Source organism: Haloarcula sp. CBA1131 (assembly GCF_008728975.1).
Classification (GTDB): domain Archaea; phylum Halobacteriota; class Halobacteria; order Halobacteriales; family Haloarculaceae; genus Haloarcula; species Haloarcula hispanica.
Genome location: NZ_RPCY01000001.1, coordinates 2,395,301 through 2,410,405 on the forward strand (window position 1 = coordinate 2,395,301; position 15,105 = coordinate 2,410,405).

18 protein-coding genes, 1 tRNA gene and 2 pseudogenes are annotated in these 15,105 nt (G+C 62.9%); 10 read left to right on the top strand and 11 right to left on the bottom strand.

Annotated elements, in window-relative coordinates; translation table 11 throughout:
* Nucleotides 1-79: 79 nt before the first annotated feature.
* From Har1131_RS12115 to Har1131_RS12130, 4 genes are all read right to left on the bottom strand, one after another.
* Nucleotides 80-478 (bottom strand): hypothetical protein, encoded by a 399-nt coding sequence (locus tag Har1131_RS12115; RefSeq protein ID WP_151147274.1) that lies wholly within the window; start codon nt 476-478, stop codon nt 80-82.
* 62 nt (nt 479-540) lie between these two features.
* Nucleotides 541-1,353 (bottom strand): HD domain-containing protein, encoded by an 813-nt coding sequence (locus Har1131_RS12120; protein WP_014040015.1) that lies wholly within the window; start codon nt 1,351-1,353, stop codon nt 541-543.
* Between the two features lie 46 nt (nt 1,354-1,399).
* The gene (locus Har1131_RS12125; RefSeq protein ID WP_014040014.1) at nt 1,400-1,867 is read right to left on the bottom strand and encodes a peroxiredoxin; all 468 of its coding nucleotides are present in this window, start codon (nt 1,865-1,867) and stop codon (nt 1,400-1,402) included.
* 56 nt (nt 1,868-1,923) lie between these two features.
* Nucleotides 1,924-2,169, bottom strand: a complete 246-nt coding sequence (locus Har1131_RS12130) for a hypothetical protein (protein WP_004515651.1) — start codon at nt 2,167-2,169, stop codon at nt 1,924-1,926.
* 636 nt (nt 2,170-2,805) lie between these two features.
* On the opposite strand from Har1131_RS12130, the gene Har1131_RS12135 reads away from it, so the two are divergent.
* A complete protein-coding gene (locus Har1131_RS12135) occupies nt 2,806-3,045 on the top strand; it encodes a twin-arginine translocase TatA/TatE family subunit (protein ID WP_014040012.1) in 240 nt (79 codons plus the stop codon).
* Nucleotides 3,046-3,122: 77 nt separating this feature from the next.
* Nucleotides 3,123-3,196 (top strand) — tRNA-Arg (locus tag Har1131_RS12140).
* On the opposite strand, the gene Har1131_RS12145 is transcribed toward Har1131_RS12140, so the two are convergent.
* Entirely contained in the window at nt 3,165-3,530 is a 366-nt protein-coding gene (locus tag Har1131_RS12145) for a hypothetical protein (RefSeq protein WP_151146625.1), read from the bottom strand. The two genes, Har1131_RS12140 and Har1131_RS12145, sit on opposite strands and share 32 nt — an antisense overlap.
* 247 nt (nt 3,531-3,777) lie before the next feature.
* Between Har1131_RS12145 and Har1131_RS22700 the strand changes: the two are divergent.
* A pseudogene (locus Har1131_RS22700) lies at nt 3,778-3,864 on the top strand (hypothetical protein); the annotation flags it as partial.
* Nucleotides 3,865-3,963: 99 nt separating this feature from the next.
* Here Har1131_RS22700 and Har1131_RS22705 read toward each other — a convergent pair.
* Nucleotides 3,964-4,206 (bottom strand): annotated as a pseudogene (locus Har1131_RS22705) (hypothetical protein); the annotation flags it as partial.
* Here Har1131_RS22705 and Har1131_RS12150 point away from each other — a divergent pair.
* Nucleotides 4,093-5,409 (top strand): GMC family oxidoreductase, encoded by a 1,317-nt coding sequence (locus tag Har1131_RS12150; RefSeq protein WP_370455091.1) that lies wholly within the window; start codon nt 4,093-4,095, stop codon nt 5,407-5,409. The pseudogene Har1131_RS22705 and the gene Har1131_RS12150 overlap by 114 nt on opposite strands.
* Here the strand turns inward: Har1131_RS12150 and Har1131_RS12155 are convergent.
* The 3 genes from Har1131_RS12155 to Har1131_RS12165 form a co-directional block, all read right to left on the bottom strand.
* Nucleotides 5,406-5,984 carry a metal-dependent hydrolase gene (locus tag Har1131_RS12155; RefSeq protein WP_050037813.1) on the bottom strand — a complete coding sequence of 193 codons (579 nt, stop codon included), beginning with the start codon at nt 5,982-5,984 and terminating at the stop codon, nt 5,406-5,408. The two genes, Har1131_RS12150 and Har1131_RS12155, sit on opposite strands and share 4 nt — an antisense overlap.
* Nucleotides 5,985-6,068: 84 nt before the next feature.
* Nucleotides 6,069-6,521: a hypothetical protein gene (locus tag Har1131_RS12160; RefSeq protein ID WP_008309881.1), complete on the bottom strand. Its 453-nt coding sequence runs from the start codon at nt 6,519-6,521 to the stop codon at nt 6,069-6,071.
* 48 nt (nt 6,522-6,569) lie between these two features.
* The gene (locus tag Har1131_RS12165; protein ID WP_151146632.1) at nt 6,570-7,268 is read right to left on the bottom strand and encodes a chemotaxis protein CheC; all 699 of its coding nucleotides are present in this window, start codon (nt 7,266-7,268) and stop codon (nt 6,570-6,572) included.
* A gap of 255 nt (nt 7,269-7,523) precedes the next feature.
* Here Har1131_RS12165 and hisC point away from each other — a divergent pair, with 255 nt between their 5' ends.
* The 5 genes from hisC (at nt 7,524) to Har1131_RS12190 (ending at nt 11,717) form a co-directional block, all read left to right on the top strand.
* On the top strand, nt 7,524-8,606 hold the full coding sequence (hisC, locus tag Har1131_RS12170; RefSeq protein WP_050037811.1) for a histidinol-phosphate transaminase: 1,083 nt from the start codon (nt 7,524-7,526) through the stop codon (nt 8,604-8,606).
* Nucleotides 8,603-9,109: an adenylate kinase family protein gene (locus tag Har1131_RS12175; protein ID WP_151146636.1), complete on the top strand. Its 507-nt coding sequence runs from the start codon at nt 8,603-8,605 to the stop codon at nt 9,107-9,109. The genes hisC and Har1131_RS12175 overlap by 4 nt, the downstream gene beginning before the upstream one ends.
* The gene (locus Har1131_RS12180; RefSeq protein ID WP_151146639.1) at nt 9,106-9,714 is read left to right on the top strand and encodes a CDP-alcohol phosphatidyltransferase family protein; all 609 of its coding nucleotides are present in this window, start codon (nt 9,106-9,108) and stop codon (nt 9,712-9,714) included. The genes Har1131_RS12175 and Har1131_RS12180 overlap by 4 nt, the downstream gene beginning before the upstream one ends.
* Nucleotides 9,715-9,877: 163 nt before the next feature.
* Nucleotides 9,878-11,119 (top strand): RNA-guided endonuclease TnpB family protein, encoded by a 1,242-nt coding sequence (locus Har1131_RS12185; protein WP_050037808.1) that lies wholly within the window; start codon nt 9,878-9,880, stop codon nt 11,117-11,119.
* Between the two features lie 67 nt (nt 11,120-11,186).
* On the top strand, nt 11,187-11,717 hold the full coding sequence (locus tag Har1131_RS12190) for a multiprotein bridging factor aMBF1 (protein WP_023843198.1): 531 nt from the start codon (nt 11,187-11,189) through the stop codon (nt 11,715-11,717).
* Between the two features lies 1 nt (nt 11,718).
* Here the strand turns inward: Har1131_RS12190 and Har1131_RS12195 are convergent, their stop codons facing one another.
* Complete coding sequence (locus Har1131_RS12195) at nt 11,719-12,324, bottom strand: response regulator (protein ID WP_023843197.1); 606 nt, start codon at nt 12,322-12,324, stop codon at nt 11,719-11,721.
* Nucleotides 12,325-12,422: 98 nt separating this feature from the next.
* Between Har1131_RS12195 and tpiA the strand changes: the two genes are divergently transcribed.
* Nucleotides 12,423-13,070, top strand: coding sequence for a triose-phosphate isomerase (gene tpiA, locus Har1131_RS12200; protein ID WP_014040003.1), 648 nt, complete (start codon nt 12,423-12,425; stop codon nt 13,068-13,070).
* Nucleotides 13,071-13,097: 27 nt separating this feature from the next.
* On the opposite strand, the gene Har1131_RS12205 is transcribed toward tpiA, so the two are convergent.
* Nucleotides 13,098-15,035 carry a helicase HerA domain-containing protein gene (locus tag Har1131_RS12205; RefSeq protein WP_050037807.1) on the bottom strand — a complete coding sequence of 646 codons (1,938 nt, stop codon included), beginning with the start codon at nt 15,033-15,035 and terminating at the stop codon, nt 13,098-13,100.
* Nucleotides 15,036-15,105: the final 70 nt, after the last annotated feature.

Here is a 15,105-nt window from a genome sequence, read left to right on the forward strand (position 1 = left end):
ACTGCTGTGCTGTGTAAAGCGAATATGAAAGCGTTACAACGAGAGAGATGCTGAATCAAAAAGAAGGGCTGTCCTCGGGTTACTGTTCGACGCCCATCCAAGTATCGGACGTTATTTTCGCCGCAGAGTTGTCCGGATGTGTCATAGTGAGTTGGTCTCCAGATTCGACTGCGATGAGGTCGACAGTGTTGGTTTCCGTGTGATTTCGGGTCGGATACGTAAACGGTCGTGACCGCGTCGGAAGGTCGCTAATCGACGGACACTCCGGCGGCGTAACGACGTCGTCAGCGAACCCATCGGTGTGAATCGTCGACTGTGGCTTGTCTCGACCACGTCTATCAAGCCACTCAGAACAGTTCTCCCCAAACGAAATGGTCTCAATGGCTGAGCGCACGCGGTACCTGACCCGGTCCAAAAGCGAGGGTGGCGGCACGTCGCCGTCGTCCGTCCTGGCCCGGGCACCCCGTGGCTCATCCATGGGTGTGAGACTCATAGACATAGCTAGGGAAGCACGGTACAAAACCGTTGTGTCGATCCGGTTTAGAGTTCGATTCGCTCGACGATCTGATTGCCGTCCTCCCGGGTGTTGAGCGCGACGATACGGACGTGTTCTTCCAAGCCAGAGTCCCTGAGTTTGGCTTTCAGAAGATTATCGACTTGGTAGACGCCGGCCGCGTTGTTCATCGAAATTTCGACGAGGACGGGATAGTCGTCGCCTGGGCTCAGCGTAACCGTCTCGATGGCCTGGCTGGAGACGGTATCGATACCGCGGCCGCCGTGCTTGTACGGAATGCGCGACCGACCGCGCTCCATGTCCAGCGCGTCGGCGACGCGAACGACGCCGGCTTCCAGCGTCAGCGGGTTTTCCTCGGTGTGATGGCAGAGAATGGCATGGAGCACCTCACCCTTTACCTGAACCGCCTGACGGATGCCGTAGAACTCCGGGAGGATGTCATCGAGGATGTCAGCCGCCAGCGGGATCGAATAGTACGGGTGTGAATCGCGGTGGACGACGTGCCCGATGTCGTGGAGCGTCGTCGCAAGTGCGATGATGACAGCCTCGTCAGCCTCGTCGAGGCCGTGGTCGGCCGCACCGTTGAACTCGACGCCGCCCTGCTTGAGGAGGTCATACAGGCACAGTGCTCGGTTCCGAACGATACCGATGTGTTTCGCGCCGTGGTCGTTGTACTGTTTGCGCGCGACGGGATTGATGTTCTGGGCTTCGAGATACGCCTGGATCTCCTCGTCAGTCGTAATAGTGTCGAGAACTGCGTTCAGTCGCCCGTCCGGGAACGCGTGGTCTGCCTCGGGGTCGTAAATCCGGCCGCTGGCATTGTCTCTATCAACGCTCATACCACATCCCAAACGACCCACAGCGAAAAATCCCCCACCGGCGCGATCAGGTGGCGGCGTCGATAACTTCGTCGTAGTCCGGTTCGACGCCAGGGTCGTCGCTGACCCAGGCGTACGTGACTTCCCGGTCTTCGTCGATAACGAAGACGGCCCGCTTGGCGACGTTCGGAACGCCCAGCGCCTCGAAGTCCATCGAAATGTCGTAGGCGTCGACGATTTCGCGCCCGGAGTCGCTGACGAGGTCGAACTCGAGTCCCAGTTCGTCACGGAACGCGTTCTGTGAGAACGGCGTATCGATGCTGACACCGTACAGCGTCGCCCCCGCCTCGGTGAGTTCGTCGAGTCGGTCCTGGAACGAGTTCATCTCGTGACTGCAAACGCTGGTGAACGCGCCCGGGAAGAACGCGAGCACGACCGGCCCATCGTCAACTGCCTCGGATAGCGTTATCTCATCAACGTCGCCATTGGCAATCGGTGCCGTGAAATCGGGTGCAGCGTCTCCGACTGATACCATACTGGCGACCTGGGTCGTGGCAGATAAAACCCTTTCCGACGCGGACGAGTCCCGAATCAGAACTGCGCGAACTTCGCGGTGACCTCGTCGATCCACTCCGGCAGTTCGCGGTCCGCGAGTGTCCCGTCGGCGTCACGAGTCGTGACGACGTCTGCGATTTCGCCCTCGCGCGTGATATCGAGTCGCCACACCCCATCAGCCTCGATATCGACCCGAACGACGTCCTCTCCGACCGGTTTGATCGGTCGAATCGTTACCTCTTCCCCGCTCCTGACTTCCATCGTGTGACTATCGGCCGGCATCTGGTCTCTCTGAGCGCCCGACGGTAGTTATATCCCCGGGCGGAGAGTGCACCTGCCCGGCGCTGTGGCTGGTGATACTGTCGGCTGTAACTATTTCAAGATATTCCTCACCCCGGGCGAAATTCTTCACAGACGTACAGCCGACAGGATGAGCAGTGGCTTAACCAGAATATAATAAATTGACAGGACCGTGTAGCCGGTACTGCGGGTGCGAACCCGCACGCAGGCAAATCCGACGCCGGACATGGCCACGGAAATCGTGTCACCTGAACAGCTCCAGCTATCGACTCAGTCCCGAGGACATGCTGCGGTGTATCTGTCGACGTGCCAACCCAAGCCAGCGACACCGGGAAGTCAGAGACCAGCGCCTTGTGTTACCGCTTCCGGGCCACACCCACTCACTCCTCCTGTGTCGGGCCTCGCCGTCGGTTCCTGGCGAGGCCGTTTCGACAGACTAAGCCGCCACGGCTCGGTGATGACTAACGGTCTGTCTGCTGGCCACGCCAGACAGTACTGGAGAGTCGGCCTCGACGGCAGTGACTCGCCTGCCAGGCCGTCCTGAGCAAAAAGGTTATAATAGCAACCACGTAACCTTCGGATACAATGTTAGGGACATCCGGAGTACTGTTCCCGGGGATGCCCGGGACGACGGAGATGATGGTCATCCTCCTCATCGCCGTCCTGCTGTTCGGCGCGAACAAGATTCCGAAACTAGCGCGGTCGACCGGCGAAGCCATGGGCGAGTTCCAGAAGGGGCGCGAAGAAGTCGAGCAGGAACTCGAAGAGATGCGTGAGGGCGGCGCTGCAGAAGGGGCCGATGCATCCACCGTGGACTCGGCCGAGTCGACCGAGACGGCGACGGAAACCGAGACGTAATCTCGACCACTTCTCCGTTTTCAGCGGTCTGTAGTGATAACGAAAGGATTTTTCACCGCTCAATCGACCACCCGATAGGGCGTGTGGCCTAGTGGACCAGGGCGAGGGGTTCCTAACCCCTAGAACGCGGGTTCGAATCCCGCCACGCCCGTTTTCCGGCGAGCGACAGAGAGCCGTGAAAACGGCCCGGAGATTCGAACCCTACGAGACGAGCGGAGCGAGTCTCGGTCCGGTTCGAATCCCGCCACGCCCGCTTCGTGGTTTCTCGCGTCCGCTCGAAACACACTCGCGGCCGTGGCGACCCTCGCGAAACCTTCGGTTTCGCTCAGTCCCGCCACGCCCGTCGTGCGACGAACGGATGTGAGGAGTCGACGGGCCCGGAGTTCGAACCCTGCAAGTCGCAACGGCGAGCGAAGCGAGACGACCGTCTTGCTCCGGTTCGAATCCCGCGAGACCCGCTGCAGCGGGTCTCGCGTAGTTCGCAAATGCTTCGCGTTTGCTCAGTCCCGCCACGCCCGTGCAGGGAACCGACGAGCGAAGCGAGTCTGTGACTGAACCGGCATGGCGGGATTCTAATCAGGGAGGTCGCGCGCAGTGGAGCGAATACGTCTGACCGTGACGTCGCGCAAAGAGGATGCGATACAATTGGGATACGTCGCAGTTGCTGTGCAGACTCTCCACAGCACCTGAGATGCCAACGTATAAGTTTAGGCTTGCCTAACTCCTGCTGAAATGGACCGGGAGCCGTCCGAGCGGGCGGATGTCTGTGTCGTCGGGGCCGGGCCGGCAGGGGCACTCGTCGCGAGCCAACTCGCCAGCGACGGTCGCGACGTTGTCGTGCTGGAGGCCGGGCCGCGGTTCGACAGGTCGAAGCGCGAGCAGCAGATGGAACAGGCAATCCGGCCCGGCGGCCACGGCTCAGTCTGGGGGATGGGCGGCGACCGCGACGCGTTCAGTGCGAGCGGCGAGCGGTACTACCCGCTGAATATCTCGCGAGTGAAAGGGGTCGGCGGGTCGACACTGCACTGGCAGGGGATGGTGATGCGGTTGCATCCCTCGGATTTCGACGGGAGCCACGACACCGACGACCCGGCGTGGCCGATCAGCTACGACGACCTGCGGCCGTACTACGCCGATGCCGAGCGGGCGCTGGGGGTCGCCGGTGACGCGGACAACCCCTTCGCACCACCGCGGGACGGTGCGTACCCGTTGCCCGGCTTTCCGCCGTCGTACAGCGACTCGCTGTTCGCTGAGGCCTGCGAGCGGTTGGGCATCACGATGCACTCCGTGCCCAACGCCCGGAACTCCGAACCATACGACGGCCGGGGGCCGTGTGTCGGCTACGGGACCTGTCAGCCGGTCTGTCCCTCCGGCGCGAAATACGACGCCAGCGTCCACATCGAGGACGCCGAGGCCGAGGGGGCACGCGTCATCGACCGCGCGCCGGTCCAGCGCCTCGTTACTGACACCGACGGACGCGTCGAAGCAGCCGTCTACGCGACACCGGACGGGACCGAACACCGACAGACGGCCCGCGAGTTCGTCATCGCGGCGGGCGGCGTCGAGACGCCGCGACTCCTCCTGCTATCGGAGAGCGACGGCCACCCGGACGGACTGGCGAACAGTTCGGGACTGGTCGGCCACTACTTCATGGACCACCTGTTTGCCGGCGCTGGCGGCACCCTCGACCGGGAGACACGCCAGAACCACGTCGGCTTTCTCACGAGCGAGTGCCACCAGTTCTACGACGACCCCGGGCAGGCAGTCGAGCGCGTCGCGGATGGCGAGACGGTGGTCGGGGCCACCGACGAGGCGCTGTCACCCCTCAAGTTGGAGTTTCTGAACTACGCCGGTCCGTCGCCGGTCGAACTCGCGCTCTCCGGGGAGGAGTGGGGCGATACGCTGCTGTCGAGCCTCCGCGAGAGCTACGGCAACAGCATCGCGATGGGCGGGCTGGTCGGCCAGCCGCCGCGGAAGGAAAACCGGGTGACGCTGAACACGTCAACGACAGACGATCACGGCAATCCAGTTCCAGACATCCAGTGGTCGTGGGGTGAGCGACTGGAACGGTCGCTCAGTCGCGCAAACGAGATTCAACGCGCCGTGCTGTCGGAGCTGGGCGTCGACATCTCGTGGACGGTCGGGCCGGCTGACACCGGGCCGGCGTACCACCACATGGGCACGACGCGGATGGGGACTGAGCCTGAAAAGAGCGTCGTCAACCCACAGTTGCAGACCCACGACGTGGCGAATCTCTCAATCGCGTCCTCGTCGGTGTTCGTCACCGCCGGGTCGATGAACCCGACGCTGACTATCGCCGCGCTGGCGCTGAAGTGTGCTGACCACGTTTCCGAACGGCTTTAATCGGCGAAGTCCGTGAACACAGCCTTGCTTCGCCGAGTGACCGACCGGAGCCCGGGTACACCGTGGGCGATCCACACGGCGACAGCCAGGCCGAACAGCCCGAACTGGAACAGGACGTACGGCTCGACGGAGAGCGAGGCGAACTGCTCGACGAAGGAGGTGTCGTTGGCGTACGGCGGCGGTGGCCGGAGCGGCCAGACCAGAAAGCGAAGCCACTGTAGCTGTGTCAGGTCACCGCCGAGCAGCCCCGCTACCGCTGTCGGACTCATGTCGGTCAGCGTGTGTGCGAACGCACCGACCGTGAAGGCCTTTGAGAGGTCCGTTCTGCGATAGCGGACAGCGAGTCGGTGCAAGACCACAGCGATGATGAGGAGGGTAAACACCGAATGGGCGAGCGACCGCCCTGACGGCAGGACACCGAACGTCCATGCGAGGGGCTTGTCGATCAGGTCCGGGAACTGCGACCCCACTGCCAGCGCGGTCAGCGTCGCCGCCGTCTGGCGACGGGTCGGGTCAAGGCGAGTGTCGACGACGTAAACGAGGTAGGCGACGGCGAGATGTCCCCACGGCCACATTGGGTACTGGTACGCCGGATGGTGATTTGTATCTGCTGATACAGGTCTGTCTGCACAGCGATCGGCAACCGATATGCCGGCCGTTCAGTACAGGCCGAGAATCGCGCCGGCGTCGAGCAGGAGGAGAATCGACACAACGGACGCTCCCAGCAGGAACGGGCGTGCGTTCCGGGCCGGTTCGCGCACCTTCTGCTGATTGAAGCCGTCACTGAGCTTCGAGGCCCCGACTTCGACGAGGCCGGCCAGGATGAACCACAGGACGATCATCGTGATGACGAGGTGGCCGCGCCCGGTCCCCGTCAGCGACTCGGCGGTGTAGCGGGTCGCTGCCAGATGCCCGCCCGTCAGAAACAGGAGCAGTGCGCTCGCCCGTGACACCGTCTTGAGCTTCCCGGTAATCGCCAACAGCGGTCCCGGCGAGGAGTCGCCGTTCAGCGCCGTCGGGAGGACGGCGTAAGTCATGAACAACACGGTGCCAGCCCACAGCGCGGCGAATATCAGGTGAACCCCGAAGACAGCCGCGTTTACGACACTCATATGCGGCGGTTGGACGCGACCCTCTTCAACGTCGTGGGTTCGGTGTGGTTACTCCGAGGAATCGAAGGCATCGAGCGCGTCCGCGTCACCGGACATATCGAGTTCTTTGACCGCGTCGGTGTCGGCCGAGATATGCGTCTCGCGGTCCGTGTCGTAGTCCAGTTGGTCGATGAGGTGGACGAACGAACCGGGGTCGGGGATGAGGAAGATGCGGAGCGAGAACGCCACGTCGCTCTCCTTGATGTCGACGAGCGAGTCGAGCACGATGGTCAGCGAGTCCCGCCGGACGTGCGAGAGGGCCTTGTCGGCGATCTCGGTCGCGTCGTCCTGTACGACCGTCGGCGTCCCCATATTGATGGTCGCGTTCAGCGTGTTCGCGATGCCGTCGATGAAGCCCGAGGTGAGGATGTTACACATCTCCTGGAGCGCGGACTCGTGGAGCTGTGTGAACCCGTCGTCGACGCTGGAACCGGTCATCAGCTCCGCGATTTCGGCGGCCGTCTCGGTCTCGAACGTCATCAGGAAGACGCCGTAGGGCGGCTCTGTCAGGCGAACGCGGGCGCTGTAGATGATCCCGCCGCCCATTTCGGTGGCGATGTCCTCCGGCTGGACGAACGAGAGGCTCTTGATCTCGACGGCGGCGTCGACGCCGGCCAGTGTCGCCAGCGAGTCGGCGACCTGCTCAGCCCCGTCCTGAATGAGTCTGGTGATGAGCGTGAGTTTCCGAATATCGATGAGAAGCGGCATTGCACGCTATCAGGGCCTATGGTGTGTTACCGTTTTCGGTGGGGGCGGCGTCCCGGGGCTGCACGGTGGATCACCGTAACGCTCATTACCACTGACTGACAGGGCTTCGGTGGGGAGCGTGCTATTCCGTGCCTTACCCGTCCTCGACGGGTTTCACACGGGAGCCCACCAGCGTATTTCTACGGGTCTGGCTGGGGAGCCACGGCCACGCCCGATGTGAGCACGCTTAAGCCGCCCCGTCCGTTTTGCACAGCCATGGAACCACGGGACCTCTCCGCTCACACTGTCTATCGGGCAGGTCGCGGTATCGAGGAGGTCGCCCGGGAACTCGGTCTCGACCCGGGCGACATGGTGAAGCTAGCGTCGAACGAGAACATGTACGGGCCAAGTCCGGACGCCGTCGAAGCGATTCGCGGGTCGGCCGAGCGGATGCACTCCTATCCGAAGGCTTCCCACGCCGACCTCGTCGACGAACTGGCGGCCATGTGGGACGTGACGCCCGAACAGGTGTGGCTGAGCAACGGCGGCGACGGCGCGCTGGACTGCCTCGCCCGAGCCATGCTCGACCCCGGGCAGGACGTGCTCGTCCCGTCGCCGGGCTTCGCGTACTACGCGATGAGCGCCCGCTATCACCACGGCGAGGTCAACGAGTACACGCTCTCGAAGGCCGACGACTTCGCTCAGACCGCCGACACCGTCCTGAAGGACTACGACGGCGAGCGCATCGTCTACCTCACCAGTCCGCACAACCCGACTGGCGCGGAGTTTTCGACCGACGCGGTCCGGACGATTGCCGAGGAGACCGACGAACAGACCCTCGTCGTCGTGGACGAGGCCTACGGGGAGTTCTCCGACCGGCCGAGCAAGCGGCCGTTACTCGACGACCGTGACGACGTCGCGCTCCTGCGTACGTTCTCGAAGGCCTACGGGCTCGCGGGCGTTCGCCTCGGCTACGCGGTGGTCCCCGAGGAATGGGCCGACGCCTACGCACGTATCAACACGCCGTTTTCGGCCAGCGAACTCGCCTGTCGCGCCGGGCTGGCGGCGCTTGACGACGACGACCACGTCGAGCGCTCCGTCGACACCGCCGCGTGGGCTCGGGAGTACCTCTCCGAGGAACTCGACTCGCCGACCTGGGACAGCGCCGGGAACTTCATTCTCGCGGAGGTCGGCGACGCGTCGGCCGTCGCGGACGCCGCCCAGGAGCGGGGCGTCATCATCCGCGATTGCTCCTCGTTCGGGCTGCCCGAGTGTATCCGCATCACCTGCGGGACACGCGAAGACACGGAGCGCGCCGTCTCGGTACTGAACGAAGTCATCGAGGTGGTCGAGGCGTGAGAGTCGCTGTCACCGGGACGCCGGGCACGGGCAAGACCACGGCGACGGAGCGCCTCGACACTGACCTCGACGTTCTACACCTCAACGACGTCATCAAAGAGGAGGGGTTCTCGACGGGCATCGACGAGGACCGCGGGAGCCTCGTCGCGGACCTCGACAGGCTGTCGGAGTGGCTTGACAGCCGCGACGACGTGCTGTTCGAATCCCACCTCGCGCATCATTTCGCCGCCGACCGGGTGATTGTGCTGCGATCCCACCCTGAAACCATCGTCGAGCGGCTTCGTGAGCGCGGCGACGACGATTCGAAGGCCTACGAGAACGCGGAGTCGGAAGCGCTCGATGTCATTCTCGGGGAAGCCGTCGAAGAGCACGGCATGGAATCGGTGTGCGAAATCGAGACGACGGACCGGGACCCCGACGAGGTGGCGCAGGAGATTCAGGCCGTCGTGGCCGGCGAGCGCGAGCCGAGTGCAGGGACTGTCTCCTACATCGACTGGCTATGACGCTCGATAAGTTCCGCCCGCTGGCCGACCGCGTGCTCGGCCCGTTCGTCAGCGCCGCCAAGGTTGCCGGCCTCTCCCCGAACGGTGTCAGCGTCATCGCGTTCCTGCTGGCCCTCGGAGCGGGCGGGGTGTACGCCGTCGCGGCGCGGGAACCCCTGCTGTATCTCGGCGGAGCTGTCCTCGTCTTCCTGAACGGCTGGCTCGACCTCGTGGACGGCGCGCTTGCACGGGAGCTGAACGTCGCGTCCTCGGGCGGTGACCTGCTGGATCACGTCCTCGACCGCTACGCCGACATCGGTATTATCGTCGGCCTCGCCGCCGGCGTGAACCAGTGGGAACTGGGCATCGCCGCCGTCACCGGCGTTCTGATGACCTCCTACCTCGGGACGCAGGCACAGGCGGTCGGCCTCGACCGCGTGTACGGCGGCCTGCTCGGCCGCGCCGACCGGCTTGCGCTCGTCGGCGTTGTCACGGGCGTCGCGGCGTTCGTCCCGACCACGCTGACCGGTCTGACGCTGGTCGGCTGGCTGCTGGTCGTGTTCGCCGTCGTCGGCCACGTCACCGCCGCCCAGCGGTTCTATCACGCGATGCGGGCGCTCGACTGAACATCGGCTCAGCAATTGACGGACCGGCATCCCGCTGAGAACGACCAGTGCACTATTTATACTGATCAGCGTGGCGAATCCCCCGACACACCATGAACGGGGATGAAGCCGAAACTCCATGTCACAAACCATTAAATAAATATGTCGACAATCAAGGATAGCGATGGAACACAGTTACCGCTACCGTGCCTATCCGACAGAAGGGGTAGCGGACGAACTGGAACATCAGGTAGATATTCATCGCCAACTATACAACCACGTCCGATGGGACTACACGAACAGCCCCGTGGATGCTAAGCCGAGTGAGTTCGACCAGAACAACAAACTCCCTGAGTGGAAGCAAAAATGGCCAGTGTTCGCGGAAACGTATTCGAAAGCCGCGCAAGCTACCGTTGCCCGCTTCCACCGCAACCTCTCGAACCTTCGTAAACAAAAAGAGAACGGGCACACCGTTGGTCGTCTCAAACGGCAAGCACCTACCGATTACCGGAGCGTGACGTACAACCAGTCTGGTTTCGACCTCGATGAAAAGAGGGGCCAAGACGGGTTTGCGTACGTTCGCTTCAGCAAAGTCGGATGGGTCAAAATACGGTACTCCCGTCCAATCCCTGCTGATTCCTCAATAAAGGAAGCCACGTTCAAGAAAGAGACTACCGGTGAGTGGTTCGTTTCCTTTGGGTTGGAAATCGACGACGCTAATTTGCCCGAGAAGCCCGATGTGGACTCACTCAACCCGAGCAACAGCGTGGGTATTGACCTCGGCATCTTGAACTACATCCATACCAGCGACGGGAAGACCGTGGATTGGCTCGACCTCGAAGGCGAATACGAACGACTCCGACGTGCGCACCGCAAACTCTCGCGGAAAGAACATGGGTCGAACAACTACGAGAATCAGCGAGTCGAAGTGGCGAAGGCCAAACGCGACATCCACCGGAAAGTACTGGACTACCAGCACAAAATAACGACGTGGCTCGTCAAGGAGTACGATGCCGTGTTTGTGGAGGACTTGAACGTTCAGAGTATGCTTCGAGCGGATGGAAACGGTCGGAACAAGCAGGATGCGGCGTGGCGACAGTTTATCACTTTGCTTGAATACAAGGGCGATGTGTACGGTACGCACGTTGTGCAGGTCGAAGCGGCAGGGACGACAAAAGAATGTGCGGTGTGTGGTGTGGAGTCATCGAAGTCCATCTGGGTCCGGGAACACTCCTGTCCATCATGTGGGTTTGAGACAGATAGGGATGCGAATGCAGCGATGAACGTCTTGCAAAGGGGGTTTTCTGAACTAGGGCTGGGATGGCCCGAATCAACGCCTGTGGAGACTGTGACCGCTACGGACACCGCTGATCTTCAGCGAATGTCTGCAAGTCACGTCATCGAAACAGGAAGCCTGTCTACGTGAGAACAGGATTCCCCGCGCCAGCGTGCGCAGGGCAACATTCAAACCGCGCCCCGTCCAAGCCGTCGGTATGGTTCAGTGCGAGATGTGCGGGACGGAGGTTTCGTCTCCGAACCGCGTCAAAATCGAGGGAGCCGAACTCGACGTCTGTGACGAGTGTACCGACTTCGGCACGGAGGTCAAAACGGAGGAGACGTCGTCTACGTCGACGAAGTACTCGACGTCGTCCTCCTCGTCATCGTCGTCGAGTTCGTCCTCCTCGTCGAGTTCCTCGGGTGGTGGCGGGTCCGGTGGCCGCCGTCGAGATATGTTCGACGAGATGGACGAGATCGCACAGGATTACCACGACCGGATCCGCAAGGGCCGGGAGTCCCAGGGACTCAGCCAGGAGGAACTCGCCAAGCAACTCAACGAGAAGGCGAGCCTGATCCGGAAGCTCGAACAGGGTAACTCCCTGCCCAGCGACGACGTCCAGAAGAAACTCGAAAGCGCGCTCGAGATCTCCCTGAGCGCCGGCGGCAGCGCCGACGAGACGGAGTGGTCCGGCGGCAGCAGCGACGGCGAGTACACGCTCGGCGACGTCGTGAAGCGGAAGGACTAGGTTACAACTGGAGGTCGTCTTTCTCGACGTCGAGTTCGTCCGCGAGCGACTCGACGTTCGACGAGATACGCTCGATCTCGTCCTGAAGTTCCTGATACCGGTCGCTGTCCTGCAGTTCCCGGTCGGTCTTCTCGACGCGGAGGACGTTGCGCTTGAGCTTTTTCGACGTGAGTGTCCGGAGTCTGTCGTTGTACTCCCGGATCTTGTACAGTCGGTCGACAACCTCCTGGAGGTCGTCGCGAGTAACGGGTTTGACGAGGTAGTCGTCGACGCGCATCTCGATGATGTCGAAGTCGGGGTCGATAGCGGTGACCATCGCGACGCGGCATCGAAGGCCTTTCTCCTCGATCTGTGCGAGTACTTCGTTGCCGGAGACGACCGGCATCCGGCGGTCGAGCAGCACCACGTCGATGTCGGGCGACAGCAGTTCCAGTCCTTCCTCGCCGCTGTAAGCCGTCTGAACGTGATACTGGTCGGACAAATAATCGGTGTACAGATCGGCCAGGTGCTGCTCGTCTTCAACTATCAGAACGGTCGGTGTGTCGTCATCCCCTGCTGTCACGGCTTGTCTCGTTTCTTGTCTCGGCCGAAGCGTAATAATTGTCATCCCCGAGCGGTGGACCGAGATGGAACGACAGCGCAGTAGTAGGCACGCCAAACGGCGGCTTCGCAACCTATTTCCCGACAGCAGCCGGTGCGTTTCGTATGTTCGTCCTTGTCAATCTGAAGGCGTACCCGTGTGACCCAGTCGAAGTAGCGACCGCCGCCGCTGACGTCAGCGACGACTCCGGCGTTCGCGTCGCCGTCGCGCCACAGGCCGCACAGATCGGCCCTGTTGCGGAGACCGGCGTCGAAACGTGGGCCCAGCACGTCAGCGCCGTCGAGCACGGCAGCCACACCGGCAGTACACTCGCCGAGGCCGCCGCGGACGCCGGGGCCGTCGGGACCCTCTTGAACCACTCCGAGAACCGACTCAAGCTCGCGGACATCGATGGTGCGCTCGACGCCGCCGACCGCGCGGACCTCGAAACCATCGTCTGTGCGAACAACCCCGCACAGATCGGCGCGGCCGCCGCGCTCGACCCCGACGGCGTCGCCGTCGAACCGCCGGAACTCATCGGCACCGGCACGCCCGTCAGCAAGGCCGATCCGGACATCGTGACTGGCGCAGTCGACGCCGCCGCCCGCGTCAACGGCGACGTGGACGTGCTCTGTGGGGCCGGCATCTCGACTGGTGAGGACCTCGTCTCAGCGAGCGATCTCGGCGCGAGCGGCGTCCTGCTAGCGAGTGGCGTCGCGAAGGCCGACGACCCGCGTGCGGCGCTCGAAGACCTCGTCGAACCGCTACTGTAAAATCGCCGTTATCGCGGTACTACCTTTTCAGTCGCCGTTGCCGTCCAGAAACGCCGATTCGAGTCGGGAGACGACCGACTCTACCTCATCGTCGTCGAGTCGGCGGTCGCTCTCTTCTCGAACCAGCGCCGCAATCCGGGAATCGTACTTCCCGCGGCCGACGTGTTCGACCAGTTCGCGGAGTCGGAGTTCCCTGTTTCGCGCGTAGGCCGCCGTCCGGTCGCCGGAGCCGCCGGCCGAGAAGTGGGCGTTCAGCGGCGTTCCAGGGCCCTGCTCGCGGTAGTACGCGAGCATTCGGCGGGTCTTTCGGTCTAACTCCTCGATGTCGGCTCGCAAGTCGCCGTAGACGGCGGGCCCCTCGGAGTCGGATGTGGACTCGTCTTCAGCGGACCCAGTTGCCCCGCTCGACTGCTCGGCTTCGACGGCCTCAGCGATGGCCGCTCTCAGGTCCTCGTCATCAGCCTCAGTAGCGCCGTCCGATTCGGTGTGGTCGTTCGCTGGCACGGCCACCGCACCGGTGTCCGCGCTGGCCCCGTTCGTCGCCGCAGCAGCGTTGTCGGCGTGACCGTTCGACACCGGTTCGGCGTCCGCAGTGCTGGCATTCGTCGCTGAGTCATCGCTGGTGCTGCCGTTCATCGCTGCTCCGGCGTCCGCACTGCTACCGTTCGTCTCCGCACCGTCACTGGCGCTGCCGCCGTTCATCGCGGCCCCGTCCTCGGCAAAGGCACTGAACGCGTCGCCGAACCCGCCGCCGGACGTGGCGTCGGCCGTCTCGTCCGGTTCCGGAGACTGCTCGTCGGGACTGTCAGTGTCCGCCTCACTGTTGGTGTCTGCGTCGCCGTCCGACGTGGGTTGCTCGGCGAACCGTTCGCGCTGGCGGCGCATCTCCTCCTGTGCCGTCCGGCCGGGGTTGTAGTCGTCGGCCTGGTTCAGCATCGCCTCGGTGAACTGCTCGGCCATCCGCGAGAGGTCCCGGGCGTCCTGCAGTTCCGCTTCCAGTTCGGCGATGCGGGAATTCTTCTTGTCCAGTTCCTCGCGGAGTTCCTTGATGCGGTTCTCCGTCGCCTGCTGTTCCTCGCTGATGGTCTCCAGTTCGGAGACGAGGTCGTCGCTGACGGACTTGAGTTCCGGGCGCTCGAAGTCGTCGAGGCCGGGCGTCGCGCCGGCGTCGAACGTCTGTTTGCGGTGGAACTGGACCCGGCTGACCTGCTCGGCCCAGTCGTTCATCATGAACGCTTCCCCGTCGTCCAGGTCTTCGACGGCGTCGGCGTACTTGTTGTCGAGGATACGCCCGACCACTTTCGTGTCGTTGTTCCAGGTCAGGCGGTGCCAGACGAGCCAGTCACACTGGGTGATGTAGTCTTTCTTCACGTCGGCCGGGCGCTGGCTGATGCCGACGATTCCCAGTCCGTGTTTCCGGCCACGCTTCCCGATCTTGATGAGCATCTTCCCGACCTCGCCCATCGACCCCTTTTCTGGCATCCACTCGTGGCACTCCTCGACGAGCATCAGGAACGGCTGTTTCTGCTTTTTCGCCTTCGCGAACAGTTGCTTGGCGACCTCGGTCAGTAGCGTCTCTGCCTCCTCCTCGTCGAGGAACGACGAGATATCCAGAATGATAGGGACGTTCTGTTCCAGCGCCAGCGAGGCGATCTTGCCGGCGTGGTCTTCCGTGACCTGAATGTCGCACTCCTCGTCACCGCCGACGTGGAGGATCTCGTACTCCTCTTTCAGGCCGTAGTACTCGCCGTCGATATCGACGATGAGCAGACCGAACCCGTTGTCCAGCAGCTTCTCGGCGATGACACTCGCCGTGTTGGATTTCCCTGACCCGCTCTTGCCGGTGATGAATCCCCGGCCGGTCAGCAGTTCCACTACCGGGAGATTGACGGTCTCGCCCGGCTCCCCGGTCCCACCCGGCCCTGCGCTCGTCGTCGCGACAGTTATCTGTTCGGTCTCTGCCATGCGTTTCTGTCACGAATGAGACGCGCAGGCCCCATAACTCTCCGTCAGACGCCCATCAGCTGTGGAACAG